This is a genomic window from Sphingobium cyanobacteriorum, from assembly GCF_030580935.1.
In the GTDB taxonomy this organism is placed as follows: domain Bacteria; phylum Pseudomonadota; class Alphaproteobacteria; order Sphingomonadales; family Sphingomonadaceae; genus Sphingobium; species Sphingobium cyanobacteriorum.
Genome location: NZ_JAUQOM010000001.1, coordinates 487,519 through 502,985 on the forward strand (window position 1 = coordinate 487,519; position 15,467 = coordinate 502,985).

16 protein-coding genes are annotated in these 15,467 nt (G+C 66.1%); 2 read left to right on the top strand and 14 right to left on the bottom strand.

Going from position 1 to position 15,467, the window contains the following annotated elements; translation table 11 throughout:
- Positions 1 to 48: 48 nt before the first annotated feature.
- From Q4610_RS02325 to Q4610_RS02340, 4 genes are read right to left on the bottom strand one after another with little or no spacing between them, the layout of a single operon-like run.
- Positions 49 to 993: an acetyl-CoA carboxylase carboxyltransferase subunit alpha gene (locus Q4610_RS02325; RefSeq protein ID WP_304534847.1), complete on the bottom strand. Its 945-nt coding sequence runs from the start codon at positions 991 to 993 to the stop codon at positions 49 to 51.
- A gap of 10 nt (positions 994 to 1,003) precedes the next feature.
- Entirely contained in the window at positions 1,004 to 1,924 is a 921-nt protein-coding gene (locus tag Q4610_RS02330) for a tyrosine recombinase (protein ID WP_304534396.1), read from the bottom strand.
- A gap of 2 nt (positions 1,925 to 1,926) precedes the next feature.
- Positions 1,927 to 3,747 (bottom strand): hypothetical protein, encoded by a 1,821-nt coding sequence (locus Q4610_RS02335; RefSeq protein WP_304534397.1) that lies wholly within the window; start codon positions 3,745 to 3,747, stop codon positions 1,927 to 1,929.
- Positions 3,748 to 3,752: 5 nt separating this feature from the next.
- Positions 3,753 to 3,941 carry a hypothetical protein gene (locus Q4610_RS02340; protein ID WP_304534398.1) on the bottom strand — a complete coding sequence of 63 codons (189 nt, stop codon included), beginning with the start codon at positions 3,939 to 3,941 and terminating at the stop codon, positions 3,753 to 3,755.
- Positions 3,942 to 4,038: 97 nt separating this feature from the next.
- On the opposite strand from Q4610_RS02340, the gene Q4610_RS02345 reads away from it, so the two are divergent.
- Together Q4610_RS02345 and aroB are read left to right on the top strand one after the other, a co-directional pair.
- Positions 4,039 to 4,587 (top strand): shikimate kinase, encoded by a 549-nt coding sequence (locus Q4610_RS02345; protein ID WP_304534399.1) that lies wholly within the window; start codon positions 4,039 to 4,041, stop codon positions 4,585 to 4,587.
- Positions 4,578 to 5,684 (top strand): 3-dehydroquinate synthase, encoded by a 1,107-nt coding sequence (aroB, locus tag Q4610_RS02350; protein ID WP_304534400.1) that lies wholly within the window; start codon positions 4,578 to 4,580, stop codon positions 5,682 to 5,684. The genes Q4610_RS02345 and aroB overlap by 10 nt, the downstream gene beginning before the upstream one ends.
- A 170-nt stretch (positions 5,685 to 5,854) precedes the next feature.
- Here aroB and rpmE read toward each other — a convergent pair whose 3' ends face one another.
- From rpmE to pyrH, 10 genes are all read right to left on the bottom strand, one after another.
- Positions 5,855 to 6,079: a 50S ribosomal protein L31 gene (gene rpmE / locus Q4610_RS02355; protein ID WP_066861944.1), complete on the bottom strand. Its 225-nt coding sequence runs from the start codon at positions 6,077 to 6,079 to the stop codon at positions 5,855 to 5,857.
- Between the two features lie 252 nt (positions 6,080 to 6,331).
- On the bottom strand, positions 6,332 to 6,772 hold the full coding sequence (gene fabZ, locus Q4610_RS02360) for a 3-hydroxyacyl-ACP dehydratase FabZ (protein WP_425262524.1): 441 nt from the start codon (positions 6,770 to 6,772) through the stop codon (positions 6,332 to 6,334).
- Between the two features lie 42 nt (positions 6,773 to 6,814).
- A complete protein-coding gene (locus tag Q4610_RS02365) occupies positions 6,815 to 7,465 on the bottom strand; it encodes an OmpH family outer membrane protein (RefSeq protein WP_304534402.1) in 651 nt (216 codons plus the stop codon).
- A complete protein-coding gene (gene bamA, locus Q4610_RS02370; RefSeq protein WP_304534403.1) occupies positions 7,465 to 10,131 on the bottom strand; it encodes an outer membrane protein assembly factor BamA in 2,667 nt (888 codons plus the stop codon). Before bamA ends, Q4610_RS02365 begins: the two co-directional genes overlap by 1 nt.
- A gap of 90 nt (positions 10,132 to 10,221) precedes the next feature.
- The gene (gene rseP / locus Q4610_RS02375; protein ID WP_304534404.1) at positions 10,222 to 11,355 is read right to left on the bottom strand and encodes an RIP metalloprotease RseP; all 1,134 of its coding nucleotides are present in this window, start codon (positions 11,353 to 11,355) and stop codon (positions 10,222 to 10,224) included.
- Entirely contained in the window at positions 11,352 to 12,509 is a 1,158-nt protein-coding gene (locus Q4610_RS02380; RefSeq protein WP_304534405.1) for a 1-deoxy-D-xylulose-5-phosphate reductoisomerase, read from the bottom strand. Before Q4610_RS02380 ends, rseP begins: the two co-directional genes overlap by 4 nt.
- Positions 12,506 to 13,285 carry a phosphatidate cytidylyltransferase gene (locus tag Q4610_RS02385; protein WP_304534406.1) on the bottom strand — a complete coding sequence of 260 codons (780 nt, stop codon included), beginning with the start codon at positions 13,283 to 13,285 and terminating at the stop codon, positions 12,506 to 12,508. Before Q4610_RS02385 ends, Q4610_RS02380 begins: the two co-directional genes overlap by 4 nt.
- Positions 13,286 to 13,289: 4 nt before the next feature.
- A complete protein-coding gene (locus Q4610_RS02390; RefSeq protein WP_304534407.1) occupies positions 13,290 to 14,030 on the bottom strand; it encodes an isoprenyl transferase in 741 nt (246 codons plus the stop codon).
- A 43-nt stretch (positions 14,031 to 14,073) separates the two neighbouring features.
- Positions 14,074 to 14,631 (bottom strand): ribosome recycling factor, encoded by a 558-nt coding sequence (gene frr / locus Q4610_RS02395; protein ID WP_304534408.1) that lies wholly within the window; start codon positions 14,629 to 14,631, stop codon positions 14,074 to 14,076.
- Positions 14,632 to 14,636: 5 nt separating this feature from the next.
- Positions 14,637 to 15,362 (bottom strand): UMP kinase, encoded by a 726-nt coding sequence (pyrH, locus tag Q4610_RS02400; RefSeq protein WP_304534409.1) that lies wholly within the window; start codon positions 15,360 to 15,362, stop codon positions 14,637 to 14,639.
- Between the last annotated feature and the right edge of the window lie 105 nt (positions 15,363 to 15,467).

Consider the following 15,467-nt stretch of genomic DNA (forward strand, 5'->3'; position numbering starts at 1 on the left):
TCTACGTAACGACGATCATGGCGAGCCGTTCCCTGAAAAGCGAGGGTGTCAGACCCCGATGGCGAGGAATTTGTCGGCGCGGTCGGTGCGCAGCGCGTCGGCGGCCATGCTGTCGAGCGAATCCAGCTCCGCCTCGATCGCCGCGCCCAGGCTGGCGATCGCCTGCACCGGATCACGGTGCGCGCCGCCCACAGGCTCCGGCACGATCCGGTCGATCACACCCAGCTTGTGCAGATGCTGCGCCGTCACCTGCATCGCGGTGGCCGCGTCGCTCGCCTTGTCGGCGGTGCGCCACAGGATCGACGCGCAACCTTCAGGCGAGATCACCGAATAGACGGCATGTTCGAACATCAGCACGCGATTCGCCGCCGCCAGCGCGATCGCGCCGCCCGAACCGCCCTCCCCCACCACGGCCGCCACCATCGGCACGCCCAGCTTCAGGCAGGCTTCGGTCGAGCGGGCAATGGCTTCGGCCTGGCCGCGTTCTTCGGCCTGGACGCCCGGAAAAGCGCCCGACGTGTCGACCAGCGTGACGACCGGCAGGCCGAAACGGTCGGCCAGTTCCATCAGGCGGATCGCCTTGCGATAGCCCTCAGGCTTGGCCATGCCGAAATTGTGGCGCACGCGGCTGGCGGTGTCGTCGCCCTTTTCATGGCCGATCACCATCAGCCGGCGTTCGCCCAGCGTCGCGAAACCGCCGATGATCGCCTGATCGTCGGCGAAGGCGCGGTCGCCCGCCAGCGGCATGAAATTGTCGAACAGGCCCGCGACATAATCCTTGAAATGCGGCCGTTCGGCGTGGCGCGCCACCTGGGTCTTTTGCCAGGGGGTCAGCCTGGCATAGGTGTCCTTGAGCTGTTTGGCGGCGCGCTGCTCCAGCGTGGCGATTTCGCCATCGATGTTGATGTCCCCCACGCTGGCGGTAGCGCGCAGTTCGACGATGCGCGCTTCCAGCTCCGCGATCGGCTTTTCAAATTCCAGAAAGCTTACCATGGCCCGTGCGTTAAGACGCTGGCGCGTCGCCGTCAACGCGATGATGCGGCATCGCAGCGAGCGGATGGCGCTGATTGACCAGCTCGACCAGTCGGCGGCTGTCGACATGGGTGTAGATTTGCGTCGTGCCGATGTCGGCATGGCCCAGCATCATCTGGAGCGCGCGCAGGTCCGCCCCGCCCTCCAGCAAATGGGTGGCAAAGGCGTGGCGCAGCACATGGGGGCTGACCCGTTCGGGCGCGATTCCCGCGGCGGCGGCCAGCGCCTTGACCAGTTGATAGAGGCGGATGCGGCTGAGATGGCTCTTGCCCGACGGGAACAGCCAGGGGCTGTCGGCCGGGACATGCGCCAGCCAGGCGGACACCGCCGCCCGCGCGCGATCGGAAATCGGCACCAGCCGTTCGCGCGCGCCCTTGCCCTTCAGGATCAGGAAGGGGCGGTCGGCCGCCAGCGCCCGGCGCGGCAGCGACACCAGTTCGGTCGCGCGCAGGCCGGACCCATAAAGCAGTTCGATCAGCGCGGCGAGGCGCAGATCCTGACGCGCGGGATGCGCAACCGCCAGCCGTTCCGCGATCAGCGCGAAAAAGCGATCGACTTCGGCGGTGGAGAGGATTTTAGGCAGGGATCGCCCGCGCGTGGGACGCGGCAGCGCGATGGAGGGATTGTCGCCACGCAGCCCTTCTTCCTCCAGAAAGGCGTAGAAGGCGCGCAGGGCCGACGCCTTGCGCGCGACCGACGACGCCGCCAGGTTCGCCCATTGCGCCGCCAATGTGCCGATCGCGTCCTTTGTCGCCTGCGCCAGCCCGCCCAGTATCGCGCCCGCCCCCATCAGGTCGGTGCGATAAGCGATCAGGGTATTGCGCGACGCGCCACGCTCCGCCGCCATCATTTCCAGGAAGCGGTCGATCAGGGCGGCGTCATCCTGCCCCATGCTCAGCTACGGCTGATCGCCTCTGCCGCGATCATCCGCGCTTCGGGATCGAGGCCGACGCGATGCAGCGCGGCCACGACATGATAGAGATGCCCCGCCGGCAGTCGGCTCCAGTCGCTGCCCTGCATCCCGACCGCCGCCAGCAGCGCCACGGTCGCCTTCTCGCCCCGCTGCGCCGCCGCGCCGATCGCGCGCGCCCAGCGGCTGTTGGCGGCCAGCGCCACGCCATTGTCCTGCGCCAGCGCCATGGCATCCTGCGCCGACAGGCGCGACAGGCCGGCCAGGGCGGCGATCAGCATCCGGCCCTTTTCCGTCCCGGCGTCGCCGACATAATCGGACACGCGGCTGCTGCTGATGTCCACCACCGGGCTGGGCGCGCCGACAGCCAGCAGCGCCCATAATTGCGACCCGCCCGCGCCATCCATCTGCCCGATCGCCCGCGCCCAGCGCGCGGCATTGCGGTCATAGCCGGCGGTCAGCATGGCCGCGACCAGATTGGCCGCGTCCTGCGCCTGTGCCTGCGCCACCGGCAGGGCGGCGGCGGCGCGCGCGGTCGCGATCAGGCCGACATAGTCGGGCTTGCCCTCCTCCCCCCACCATGTCCGCATCCCGCCGATCCGGTCGCCCACGGTCGCCCCGGCATAGGCGGCGCGCAACGCATCCACCTTGTCGGCCATGTCATTGGGCATGTCGCCATCGGTGCGGACCTGACCGTAATAGCCGACCAGCGCGGCATTGGACAGCACGCCCAGCCGCGCCGCGATCTCGACCCCCGGCCGCCGCCGCAGCGCCGTCAGCGCGGGCGCGCGCGCTTCCCAGGCGCGGACATGCTGGCCCGCCGTCGCATAAAGATCCTGCGGGATTTCAACATTGAGCGCGGTCGCCAGGCCGAAGCGCCAGGCCGTCAGCCGGTCGACCCCGTCCCATTCGATCTTGACCGAACGGCGCGCGTTGAAGCCGGTGCCGACGATCTTTTCCGCCAGCCGATAGTCGATGCCCCGCACCACGCCCCTGCGCTGCGCCTGGTTGAGCGCGCCGCTGGCCGTGCCCTGATCGCCCGACAGCGCCGCGCACATGGCGCGGGTCATGTCCCAACCCGGTTCCTTGCTGAAACGCAGCGCGCCGGCCGACAGCGGGCACAGGCCCGCCGGGTCGGCGGTCGCCAGATAGGTCTGCATCGCAATGGCGTAGAGGCGCGGGGAATAACGATCGGGATCGACGCTCTGCACCATCATGCGGGCGCTGTCCGCCTCCCCCATGCGCAGCAGCAGCCAGGCGCGCTCGGCCGCCCAGTCCGCGCCGTCAATGTCGCGCGGCGTGTCGGTCGCGCTGAGCAGCACGCGGCGCAGCAGGATGGAGGCCCAGCGCGACACGATCGGCGCATGGGTTTCGCGCATCAGCGTGGCCAGGAACTTGCCCGACTGGGTGCCGAATGCGCCGGGATCGAACCCGCGCGTCTGCGGCGTCAGCGGGCCGATACGGTCGAGCGAACGGCGGGCCGTGTCGGGCAGGTCATATTTCGCCTTCTGCGCCGCGATTTCCTCCGGCGTCAGTTCCTCTTCGGCGGCATTGTCGGCCAGCGCCAGGTCAGGCGGCGTCGCGGGATTGAGCGGCTGCACCATCGGCACGCCGGACGACGCGGCCGGGGCGGACGACGCCCCCTGGGTCGGGCGCGACGGCTGCGGCGCGACGGGCGTTTCGGGCGCGTCGCCGAAACCGGGAGGCAACAGCGATTCGGGCGCCTGCTGCGCGACCACGGGCAGGGCCAAAGCGAGCGCAAAGCTGCCCAGCGCCCATCTGGCGTTCCCCCGTGACCAGCGCATCCGCCTTACTGGCCCAGCTTCTCGGCGGGGATGGTCTTTTCGACGCGCTGCTGCGGCTTTTCGCCACCACGCGACCAGAAAAAGGCGAGCATCAGCGCCAGCAGCACGACCAGGGCGACGGGGATGATCGGCAGGCGACCGCCACGACGGCGGGCGCCGCTTTCGAAACTGCCGAAGTTGCGATTATTCTTCATAGATCCTTGGCTTAATCTGATCGGCCGGCAAAGGCCATGCGTCAGGGAAAAGATGCGATTTGCCTCTGCGTCGGCTGGCTGTATAGCCCCGCAAGCCATGCAGCGAAACAGCAAAATCCCGGAGAGCCAGGCCCGACGCGGTCCCATCGTGCTGGTGGGCATGATGGGCGTGGGCAAATCGACCGTCGGCCGCCGGCTCGCCGCGCGGCTGGGCCTCAGCTTCGTCGATGCCGATGAAGAGATCGAAAAGGCCGCCGGCATGAGCGTGACCGAGATTTTCGAACGCTATGGCGAATCCTATTTCCGCGACGGCGAACGGCGGGTGATCGCCCGGCTGATGGACGGCGCGCCCAAGGTGATCGCGACCGGCGGCGGCGCGTTCATGCAGGATGAGACGCGCAGGCTGATTCTGGACGCGGCCACCGCCATCTGGCTGGACGCCGACATCGACATATTGGTTGATCGCGTCGGTCGCCGCGAAAGCCGGCCGCTGCTTAAAAATCGCGATCCGCGCACGGTGCTGACCGAACTGGCGGCGGTGCGCAACCCGATCTACGCGCTCGCCCCCATTCATGTGAAGAGCATCGCCGCCCCGCATGAAGTCGCGGTCGAAAGCATCATGGAGCAATTGACGGCATGGCATTAGTCCGGGTCGCGCTGGACGCGCGCAGTTATGATATCCTGATCGAACAGGGCGCGCTGGATCGCGCTGGCGACACGCTCAAACCCTATGCGCGCAACGGCCGGCTGGTGGTCGTGACCGATACCAACGTCGCCGCCACCCAGTTGCCCCGGCTCGACACCAGCCTGCGCGCGGCGGGCATCATGGTGGAACCGATCATCCTGCCGCCCGGTGAACAGACCAAGAGCTGGCGGCACCTGGAACAGTTGCTCGACGCGCTGCTGGCACTGGAGATCGAGCGGGGCGACCATATCGTGGCGCTGGGCGGCGGCGTGATCGGCGATCTGGTGGGCTTTGCCGCCTCGATCCTGAAGCGCGGCTGCCGCTTCATCCAGGTGCCGACCACCTTGCTGGCGCAGGTCGATTCGTCGGTCGGCGGCAAAACCGCCATCAATGCGCGGGCGGGCAAGAACCTCATTGGCAGCTTCTACCAGCCGGCGCTCGTCCTCATTGATCCCTCCACGCTCGACAGCCTGCCGCCGCGCGAAACCCGCGCCGGCTATGCCGAAGTCGTCAAATATGGCCTGATCGACGACCCGGCCTTCTTCGCCTGGTGCGAAAGCGACGGGCATCGCCTGCTGGCGGGCGATGCGGACGCGCGCACCCATGCGATCGGGCGCAGCGTGCAGGCGAAGGCCGCGATCGTCGCCGACGACGAGCGCGAGACAACCGGCCGCCGCGCGCTGCTGAATCTCGGCCATACATTCGGCCATGCGCTGGAGGCCGACACCGGCTTTTCCGACAGGCTGCTCCATGGCGAAGGCGTCGCGGCGGGCATGGCGCTCGCCTTCCGCTATTCGGCGCGGCTTGGCCTCTGCCCGCAGGCCGACGCCGATCGCGTCACCGCCCATCTCCAGGCCGTCGGCCTGCCCCACGACCTGGCCACCGCCCATGTCACCGCCGATGGCGCCGGACTGGTCGGCCACATGCTGCACGACAAGAAGATGGCGGCGGGCACCCTGCCCTTCCTGCTGGCACGCGGCATCGGCGCGACCTTCCTGTCGAAGGATGTCGTGCTGGACGATGTGGCGGCGTTTCTGGATGCAGAGCGCGCGGCCTGACGGGCCTGCCGAACCGGAAATCATCCGTCATGCGAGCGGAGGCTGGCATCTCAGGCGGAGGCGCGCAACGGCACGCCCGGCATGTACCCAGTCCCGCCGCGCGATCGCGCGCGACACCACAAAAAAGGGCGCCCGCAGGCGCCCTTTCCGTTTCAACCATCGAAGGCCGATTACTTCTTCAGCGTCAGGCCACCGAAACGCTTGTTGAAGCGCGCCACCTGGCCGCCGGTGTCGAGCTGGCGGTTGCCGCCCGTCCAGGCCGGATGCGACTTGGGATCGATGTCGAGCGCCAGCGTGTCGCCTTCCTTGCCCCAGGTGGAGCGGGTCTGGAAGGTGGTGCCGTCGGTCATCTGGACGGTGATCAGGTGGTAATCGGGGTGGGTATTGGCCTTCATGGCGTAATGCTCCGTAAAGTGCCGGTTCCGACCGGCTGTGGATGCGTAGAAAATAGCGAAGGCGCGCCGGTAGCGGGTTCGGCGCGCCTTGGCAAGGCTCTAACAGCCAAAACCCGTTCGTGCTGAGCAGGGGCCGAGCGAAGCCGAAATCCGTATCGAAGCATCAAGCGCTGTGCATGATCCTTCGATACGCCACTGCAACCAGCTCAGTGGCCACTCAGGACGAACGGTGCGATCGACCTGATCGTGACCTCAATCCTTGGGCGGGTCGGTGATCATCGCGACGAAATTGGCTTCCGACGCCAGCTTGCCCTCGATCATCGCCTTGCCGCTGAACTTGCAGATCGCGCCGCGATTCTGCGTCACCTCGACATGCAGGTCGAGCAGGCAGCCCGGCTCCACCGGCGTGCGGAACTTCGCGCCGTCGATGCTCATGAAATAGACGAGCTTGCCCGAATCGGCCAGGTTCATCGATTCGACCGCCAGCACGCCTGCCGCCTGCGCCATCGCTTCGACGATCAGCACGCCGGGCATGATCGGCCGGGTCGGGAAATGCCCCTGAAAAAACGGCTCGTTCACCGACACCGCCTTGATCGCGTGGATCGACTGGCTGGGCACCAGCGACACCACGCGGTCAATCAGCAGCATCGGGTAACGATGCGGCAGCGCGGCCATGACCCGACGGATATCCATCGGGCCACGCGCGGTCGATTCACCTTCTCCGCTCATTATGGATCAGCGCGACTTGGGTGCCTGCGCCGGGGTCGCGGGCGCAGGCGCCGCAGTCGCGGCAGGCTGGCCCGGTTGCCAGCCAGCCGGCGGCATGATGCTGACGCTGGGCACCAACGCGTTCAGTTCCGCTGTCACTTCGTCGGTGATGTCCGCGCTGGCGGCAAAGCTCTCGGTCGCGGCCTTCTTGAACACGATTTCCGACTTGGTCTTGGCGGTCGCGGCCTTCACGGCGTCGTCAAGCTTGGCGACGATCTGATATTCCACATAATTGCGCGCAAGTGCGATCGGACGGCTGAGGCGATCCAGTTCCTCCTGCGCGGTCTGCTGCGCCTGCTGAAACTGCTGGAACTGCGTCTCGATCGCCGGCGTCGCTTTGTTGCCGGCCGCCTTGTAGGCAGCCTGCAAGGCGTCATTCTTGGACTTGAGATCGGTTTCGATCGCGGCGCGACGAGTCGTGATCTGGTCGATCTGCGGCTTGTAGGTGGTCTGCATCTGCGTCATCGCGGTGGTGAAGGCGGTGCTGTTCTGCACGGCTTCCCCCCGATCAAGGACAGCAATGCCCGATTTGGTCTGGGCCGTGGCCGGAACGGCCGTCAGGGCGACGGCAGTGACCGGCGCCAGAACCAGCGCGGCGGCTTTGAACAAGGTCTTCATTAGAACTGAGTCCCTACATTGAAGTTGATGAGTTTGGTGTCGTCCCCTGGTTCCTTCAGCAGGGCCTTGGCCACGTCGATGCGGAACGGCCCGAAGGGCGAGTTCCAGTTGACGCCAAAGCCCACCGACAAACGCGGCTTGAGCGTGTCGCCAAGATATTTTTCCGCAAATCCGGTGCCACTATTATGCTTGCCGCTGGAACAGATGGGGGCGGCAGACGTACCTTCCGCACGGACAACTGTGCTGGTCTGGGTAGAGCCGGTGCCGGTCGTGACCAGGCATGTCCCCGGAAAATCGATCGTTCCCGGATCTTTCAGCCCCGCCACTGCCCCGACATCCACGAATACCGAAGGACGCAGCCCCATTTCGCGCGCGCCCGAACCCAGCGGAATTTCGATCTCGCCACGCGCCAGATAATAGATCCGCCCGCCCAGCGCATCGTCCGTCCGGTTGTTGCGCTCGGTCGATTCCACGCCCGTAATGACCCCGGTGGTCGCATCGGTGCTTGTCGTGTAATAGCGCCGCACCACGCGCGGGCCGACGCCGCGAATGTCGAAGCCGCGCATCTGCGGATTGCCCAGGAAGAAACGATCGGTCAGGCGGATGGGATCGACCAGTTGCTCGGTCGCGTCGCGACGGTCGCCTTCCAGGCTGTGGATATAGCCGCCTTCGCCGGTCAGCGAGAAGATGAAGCCCCCGCCCAGCGGCACGAACTTGGCGGCGGACAGGCGGGTTCGGATATATTTGACATCGCCACCCAGGCCGGCGAAATCCTGGCTGAGCGTGACATTCTGGCCCCGCGTCGCGCGGATGCGGTTGTCGCGGGTGTCATAGATCAGCGAATAGCCGACCGACGATGTGGTCCGCTTGCCGATCGCGTCGCACAGATAACGGCCGGCCAGCAACGGGTCGCATTGCGGCCCCAGCGGCCCGGCGCCATCGGGATCGGAATAATAAGTGCCCTTGTCGAGCGTCACATCGTCGAAGTTCAGGCTGTAGCGCAGCGCCAGCGACATATATTCGGTGATCGGCACGCCCGCCCGGATCTGGAAGCCGGTCGTGGTCTGTTCATATGTCGTGTCGCGGTCGTTATTGTTGAGATACCGGAAGCTGTTCAGGTCGCGGCGATAGATGTCGCCGCCGATCGCGATATTCTTGTCCAGGAAATAGGGTTCGGTAAAGCCCAGCTCGACCGACTTGGAATAGGCCGAATAATTGACCGAGGCCCGCAATTCCTGGCCCTTGCCGCGGAAATTGCGCTGGGTGATCGACGCCGACACGATGAAGCGTTCAAGCGACGAGAAGCCCGCCGACAGCGACAGTTCGCCGGTCGATTTTTCCTGGACGTTGGTTTCCAGCACGATGCGGTCGGGCGCGGAACCGGGCTTCTGCTCGATGTCCAGCTTCTCCTGGAAATAGCCGAGCGAATTGATCCGGTCCTTCGACCGCTTGACCAGGAAGCTGTTGAAGGCGTCGCCTTCGGCCAGGCGGAATTCGCGACGCACGACCTTGTCCTGGGTCAGCGTGTTGCCGTTGATGTCGACCCGCTCGACATAGACGCGCGGCGCGTTGGCGATGCGGAAATTGATCCCCATCGTCAGCGATTCCTTGTCGCGGTTGAAATCGGGCGACACGTCGGCAAAGGCATAGCCGAACAGGCCGGCCGTCTCGCTCAGCGTGTCGACCGTGTCCTCGACCTGCTTGGCGTTGTACCAGTCGCCCTTCTTCATCGGCAGGCGCCGGGTCAGGCTGTCGCCCGACAGGTCGCGAATGTCCGATTCGACCTTCACGTCGCCGAACTTGTAGCGGTCGCCTTCCTCCACCACATAGGTGATGATGAAGTCCTGCTTGTCGGGCGTCAGTTCCGCCACGGCGGAAATCACGCGGAAATCGGCATAGCCTTCGGTCAGGTAGAACTGGCGCAGCTTCTGCTGGTCATAGGCCAGGCGATCGGGATCATAGCTGGTGCCCGACGAAAAGACGCGGAACCAGCGCGACTGTTTCGTCACCATCTGGCTGCGCAGTTCGCCGTCCTTGAACTTGTCATTGCCGATGATGTTGATCTGGCGGACCTTGGACTTGGGGCCCTCGCTGATTTCGAACACGATATCGACGCGGTTCTGGTCCAGTTGCACCAGCTTGGGTTCGATCGTCGCGGCGAAGCGGCCTTGCCGGCGATAAAGCTCGACGATGCGGGCAACATCGGCGCGCACCTTGGACCGGGTGTAGATCTGCCGCGGGGCCAGCTTGATTTCCGGCCGGATCTTGTCCTCTTTCAGCCGCTTGTTGCCTTCCAGCACGATGCGGTTGATGACCGGATTTTCCTTCACCTCAACCGTCAGCGCGCCATTGTCGTTGCGGATTTGCACATCGGCGAACAATTCGGTTTCGTACAGGTCGCGCAGCGCCTGATCGAGCGATTCCTGGCTGTAGGGCTGGCCGATGCGCAGCTTGGTGTAGGACAGGACCGTATCCGGCTCCAGCCGCTGGGTGCCGGTGACGGTGATGGCGCGGACCGTGCCCTGCGGCGCGATCACCGGGGCAGCGACAGACGCGGCCGGCGCGGCGGCGTCCTGCGCCATGGCGGGGACGGCCGGGAGGCCCGCGATCATGGTCGTCGCCAACAGGGCGGCCACGACCGGGCGCTGCCTCAAGCTGCTGTTCATCGCTGTCACCCGCATCACCTCAAAAAATTCCGATTCAATGTTTCTGCCGCAACAGACGCCGCCGAACGCGGCATCCCTGCCCGATGCGCGTCAACCGATCAAGCCGGACAGGCTTTTCCACAGCCCGAAAGACGACAAATCGTTGAAAGTCACCAGCAGCATCATCGCCATCAGCACGGCCAGACCCGACCGATAGGCCCATTCCTGCGCCGCCGCGCTGACCGGCCGCCGCTGCACCGCCTCTATCCCGTAAAAAAGCAGATGCCCGCCATCCAGCATGGGAATTGGCAACAGGTTGATGAACCCCAAGTTAATCGAGATGAGCGCGGCGAAGAAGATGAAACTTTCGATCCCCAGAGTCGCCGCCTGCCCGGACACCTGGGCGATCTTCAATGGCCCACCCAGTTCCTTGACCGATCGGCCGCCGCTGACGATCTGGCCCAGCGTTTCGACCATGGTGCGGATGATCTGGCCGGTGCGCTCGATCGCCACGACCGGCGCGCGCAGCAGGCTGACCGGCTCGATCACCGGCTTGCCGGGGGCCAGCCCCAGACGACCGATCTGGAATGTGTTGCCCATGCCGTCATCTTCGGTCACGCTGCCGATCCGACCCTGCCGGACGATGCGCTTGCCCGCGCGATCGATGACGATCTCGACCGGATCGCCGGGACGGATCTGGGCATAGAGGCGGATATCGTCGAACGTGTCCATCGCCCGGCCACCCAGCGACACGATGCGGTCGCCCGCGACAATCCCCGCCGCCGCCGCCGCACTGCCGGGCTGCACCTGACCGGCGACGGCCGGCGTGCGGCTTTCGCCATGGACGAAGGCGAAGGTCGCCAATATCAGGATCGCGAACAGGAAATTGATCGCCGGCCCGGCCGCCACGATCGCCGCGCGTTGCCACAGCGGCTTGGCCGGGAAGCTCTGCGCCCGTTCGGACGCGGGCATTTCCAGCCACGCCGGATCGGTCTGGCTGGCCGCGTTCATGTCGCCCTTGAAGCGGACATAGCCGCCCAGCGGCAGCGCCGCGACGCGCCAGCGGGTGCCGCGCCTGTCGACCCAGGCGAACAGTTCCGGCCCGAAGCCGATCGAAAACGCCTCCGCCTTCACGCCGCACCAGCGCCCGACCAGATAATGGCCCAGCTCATGCACGAACACGAGCGGCCCTATGACCGCCACGAAGGCGAGCACGGTCATCAGGAAACCGGGGGACTGGATCAAGCGGTCAATCTTTCCATCACTTGGCCCGCTTCCGCGCGGGCTTGCGCATCCGCCGCCAGCACATCATCGATCGTGCCGGGCCTTGGCGCGCTATAGCGATCCAACACATCTTCCACAATCATGGCAATATCAAGGAAGCCGATGCGCCCGTCCAGGAAAGCGGCAACCGCCACTTCATTGACCGCGTTCAGTATCGCGGGCGTCGCTCCGCCCGCCTCGGCCGCCTGCCGCGCCAGCCGAAGCGCCGGAAAACGTTCCGTATCAGGTGCTTCGAAATCGAGCCTGCCAATGCGTGCCAGGTCCAGCGGCTGGCACGGTGTCGCGATCCGCTGTGGCCAGGCCAGCGCATGGGCAATCGGTATCCGCATGTCGGGCGATCCCAACTGCGCCAGTGTCGATCGGTCGCGATATTCGACCATCGAATGAATCACCGACTGGGGATGGACGAGGATCTCGATCCGGTCCAGCCCGACCGGGAAGAGGTGCGCCGCCTCGATGAATTCCAGCCCCTTGTTCATCATCGTCGCACTGTCGACGCTGATCTTCGCGCCCATCGACCAGTTGGGATGGGCGACGGCCTGGGCCGGGGTGATGCCGACCATCTCGGCCCGGCTGCGGGTGCGGAACGGGCCGCCGCTGGCGGTCAGGATGATTCTTGCCACATCATCCAGGGAACTGCCGGCAAGGCATTGGAAGATCGCATTATGTTCACTATCTACCGGCAACAGGGTCGCCCCCGACGCCCGCGCCGCGTCCATCATCAGCCCGCCGGCCGACACCAGCGATTCCTTGTTGGCCAGCGCGACCGTGCCGCCGGCCCTGAGCGCCGCCATGGTGGGCCGCAGGCCAGCGCAGCCGACGATCGCCGCCATGGTCCAGTCCGCGCCCAGTGCCGCCGCCGCGACCAGCGCGTCCTCGCCCGCCGCGACCTCGACCCCCGACCCGGCGAGCGCGTCCCGGAGCGCGCCGTAGAGCCGCGCCTGCCCGATCACCGCGACCTGTGCGCCCGTCTCGCGCGCGATCGTCGCCAAGCTGTCAACATCGCTGTTCGCGGTCAGCGCAACGACCCGGTAGGCGTCTGGATCGCGCCGCACCAGGTCCAGGGTCGAAAGGCCTACGGAACCCGTGGCGCCAAAGATCGAAACGCTCTTCATTCACCCAATGCCAGCAAAAGATAAAGCAGGGCCGCGATCGGTGCGGCGGCGACCACGCCGTCCAGCCGGTCCATCACCCCGCCATGACCGGGCAGCAACGTGCCGCTGTCCTTGACCCCGGCCTTGCGCTTCATGTGACTTTCCAGCAGGTCGCCCAGTTGCGCCGCCACCGCCAGCAGGCCGCTGGCCGCCGCCAACTGGATCGGCAATCCGGCAAAGCGGTGCAGCAGGAAGCCCAGCACCAGCGCCGCCAGCACCCCGCCCGCCAGCCCCGACCAGGTCTTGGACGGGCTGATCCGCGGGGCCAGCTTCGGCCCGCCGATCGAGCGGCCGGCGAAATAGGCGCCGATGTCGGTCGCCCAGACCAGGCCCAGCGCCCAGAAAGCAAGCAACAGCCCATAGGCATAAGGCGCCACTCCGCGCAGATAGAGCAGGGCCGTGATCGGCACGCAGATATAGGGGATGCCCAGCGCCAGCTTCGCGTTGCGGCTGGTGAACAGCACGAAGAAGAACGCTGCCGCCGCCGCGATCAGCACCGGCCAGTCGATCCCGGCCGCCAGCGGGCAGAGCAGCGCCAGCGGGATCGATACGGCGAACATCGCCGCCTTGCGCTGGTCACGGTTCGCGCCGGTCAGGTCGCCCCATTCGCCCTGCATCAGGACGCCCGCCACCACCAGCAGCGTCCAGAAGAACAGCCCGCCGGCCAGCAGCGCGCCCAGCGCCACCGCGATCAGTGCGACGCCGACGACCGTGCGGGTGCGCAATTCGCTCGTCATCGCATCACAATCCGCCGAACCGGCGGTCCCTCGATCGGAAGGCGTCGAGCGCCTGGCGCAGCGCGCGCCCGTCGAAATCGGGCCATAGCATGTCGGTGAAATAGAGTTCGGCATAGGCCGCCTGCCACAGCATGAAATTGCTGAGCCGCTGTTCCCCCGACGTGCGGATCAGCAGGTCGAGCGGTGGCAGGTCGGCGGTATCGAGCGCCGCGTCAATATCGCCCACGCCAATGTCCTGCGCGCTGATCTCGCCACCTGCCACGCGCGCGGCGATCCGCTGCGCCGCGCGCACCATCTCGTCCTGCGCGCCATAGTTGAGCGCGATCGCGACCACCGGCCCGCTATTGCCAGCGGTGCGCGCCATCGCGCCGTCGATCATCTCGACCAGCGCGGGTTCGAGCGCGCGATAATTGCCGATGACCCGCAACCGCACGCCATTGGCATGAAATTCGTCCAGGTCCGACTGGATGAAATGGCGCAGCAGCCCCATCAGGTCGGACACTTCGCTCGCCGGCCGCTTCCAGTTTTCCGAGGAAAAGGCATAGAGCGTCAGGCATTCCAGCCCCATCTCCCGCGCCGCGCGCGCGACCCGGCGCACCGCTTCCACGCCCGCGCGATGACCGGCAATGCGCGGCAGCAGGCGCTTTTTCGCCCAGCGTCCATTGCCGTCCATGATGATGGCGACGTGGCGCGCACCATGGGATGGCGCGGTGCTGGGCAGATCGGGCTTGGCTTGTGTGGCCATCAGAAGGACATGCGTGACTTGGCCGCGAAAGGAAAGCCCCGGCTTACTGGCCGAGGATTTCCTTTTCCTTCGCGCTTGCCGCCGCATCGATGTCCGCAATCGCGCCATCGGTCAGCTTCTGGACTTCGGTTTCCAGCCGCTTGCGCTCGTCTTCGCTGATCTCGCCCTTCTTCTCGTCGGTTTTCAGGCTGTCCATGCCGTCGCGGCGGACGTTGCGCACCGCGATGCGCGCGCCTTCGGCATATTTGCTGGCGAGCTTCGCCAGTTCCTTGCGCCGTTCCTCGGTCAGGTCGGGGATCGGCAGGCGCAGCGTCTGCCCGTCGACGATCGGGTTGAGGCCCAGGCCCGCCGAGCGGATCGCCTTGTCCACCGGACCCACATTGGTCTTGTCCCACACCTGGACCGACAACATGCGCGGTTCGGGCGCGGACACGGTGGCCACCTGATTGAGCGGCATCGACGCGCCATAGACCGTCACCGTCACCGGATCGAGCAGCATCACATTGGCGCGGCCGGTGCGCAGGCCCGACAGGTCGCCCTTGAGCGATTCGAGCGCGCCGGCCATGCGGCGTTCGAGGTCGGATTTGTCATATTGCGGCATGGTTTTCAGCGCTCCTGATTTTGCACGATCGTCGCGACACCCTGCCCGGCGAGCACCGTGGCAAGGTTGCCGGTTTCGCGGATGTTGAACACGACGATGGGGATGTTATTTTCACGGCACAGGGCGATGGCGCTGGCGTCCATCACCTTGAGATTGTCGTTCAGCACCTGGTCGAAGCTGATCGTGTCGTAACGCACCGCATCGGCCACCTGCTTGGGATCGGCATTATAGACGCCATCGACGCTGGTGCCCTTGAACAGCGCGTCGCAGTTCATTTCGGCCGCGCGCAGCGCCGCGGTGGTATCGGTGGTGAAGAAGGGGCTGCCGGTGCCGGCGGCGAAAATGACGATCCGGCCCTTTTCCATGTGCCGCTCCGCCTTGCGCCGGATATAGGGTTCGCACACCGACGCCATCGGGATCGCCGACTGGACGCGGGTGTCATAGCCCAGCTTTTCCAGCCCGTTCTGCACCGCCAGCGCGTTCATGACGGTCGCCAGCATCCCCATATAGTCCGCGCTCGCCCGGTCGAACCCCTTGGCCGCGCCGGCCAGCCCGCGAAAGATGTTGCCGCCGCCCACGACGACGCAGATTTCAAAGCCCGCATCCTTGGCCGCGGCGATTTCGCCCGCGACGCGGTTGACCGTTTCGGGTTCGATGCCGAACTGCCCCTGCCCCATCAGCACTTCGCCGGACAATTTCAACAGGATACGCTTGTAGGCGGGCCGGGTCATGCGGGGCAAGAATCCTTGATACGTGGCAGGGAAAGCGGCCGGACATTAGGGGCGCAAGCGCCCGATGGGAAGGGCGATTGTTGGCCAAAGCAATCAAGCCCGCCT

What these genes read in the sequence shown, in the direction of transcription:
- Q4610_RS02325 (WP_304534847.1), bottom strand. Translation starts at nt 993, where the DNA reads ATGGTAAGCTTTCTGGAATTTGAAAAGCCGATCGCGGAGCTGGAAGCG.
- Q4610_RS02330 (WP_304534396.1), bottom strand. Translation starts at nt 1,924, where the DNA reads ATGGGGCAGGATGACGCCGCCCTGATCGACCGCTTCCTGGAAATGATG.
- Q4610_RS02335 (WP_304534397.1), bottom strand. Translation starts at nt 3,747, where the DNA reads ATGCGCTGGTCACGGGGGAACGCCAGATGGGCGCTGGGCAGCTTTGCG.
- Q4610_RS02340 (WP_304534398.1), bottom strand. Translation starts at nt 3,941, where the DNA reads ATGAAGAATAATCGCAACTTCGGCAGTTTCGAAAGCGGCGCCCGCCGT.
- Q4610_RS02345 (WP_304534399.1), top strand. Translation starts at nt 4,039, where the DNA reads ATGCAGCGAAACAGCAAAATCCCGGAGAGCCAGGCCCGACGCGGTCCC.
- aroB (WP_304534400.1), top strand. Translation starts at nt 4,578, where the DNA reads ATGGCATTAGTCCGGGTCGCGCTGGACGCGCGCAGTTATGATATCCTG.
- rpmE (WP_066861944.1), bottom strand. Translation starts at nt 6,079, where the DNA reads ATGAAGGCCAATACCCACCCCGATTACCACCTGATCACCGTCCAGATG.
- fabZ (WP_425262524.1), bottom strand. Translation starts at nt 6,772, where the DNA reads ATGGATATCCGTCGGGTCATGGCCGCGCTGCCGCATCGTTACCCGATG.
- Q4610_RS02365 (WP_304534402.1), bottom strand. Translation starts at nt 7,465, where the DNA reads ATGAAGACCTTGTTCAAAGCCGCCGCGCTGGTTCTGGCGCCGGTCACT.
- bamA (WP_304534403.1), bottom strand. Translation starts at nt 10,131, where the DNA reads ATGAACAGCAGCTTGAGGCAGCGCCCGGTCGTGGCCGCCCTGTTGGCG.
- Q4610_RS02380 (WP_304534405.1), bottom strand. Translation starts at nt 12,509, where the DNA reads ATGAAGAGCGTTTCGATCTTTGGCGCCACGGGTTCCGTAGGCCTTTCG.
- Q4610_RS02385 (WP_304534406.1), bottom strand. Translation starts at nt 13,285, where the DNA reads ATGACGAGCGAATTGCGCACCCGCACGGTCGTCGGCGTCGCACTGATC.
- Q4610_RS02390 (WP_304534407.1), bottom strand. Translation starts at nt 14,030, where the DNA reads ATGGCCACACAAGCCAAGCCCGATCTGCCCAGCACCGCGCCATCCCAT.
- frr (WP_304534408.1), bottom strand. Translation starts at nt 14,631, where the DNA reads ATGCCGCAATATGACAAATCCGACCTCGAACGCCGCATGGCCGGCGCG.
- pyrH (WP_304534409.1), bottom strand. Translation starts at nt 15,362, where the DNA reads ATGACCCGGCCCGCCTACAAGCGTATCCTGTTGAAATTGTCCGGCGAA.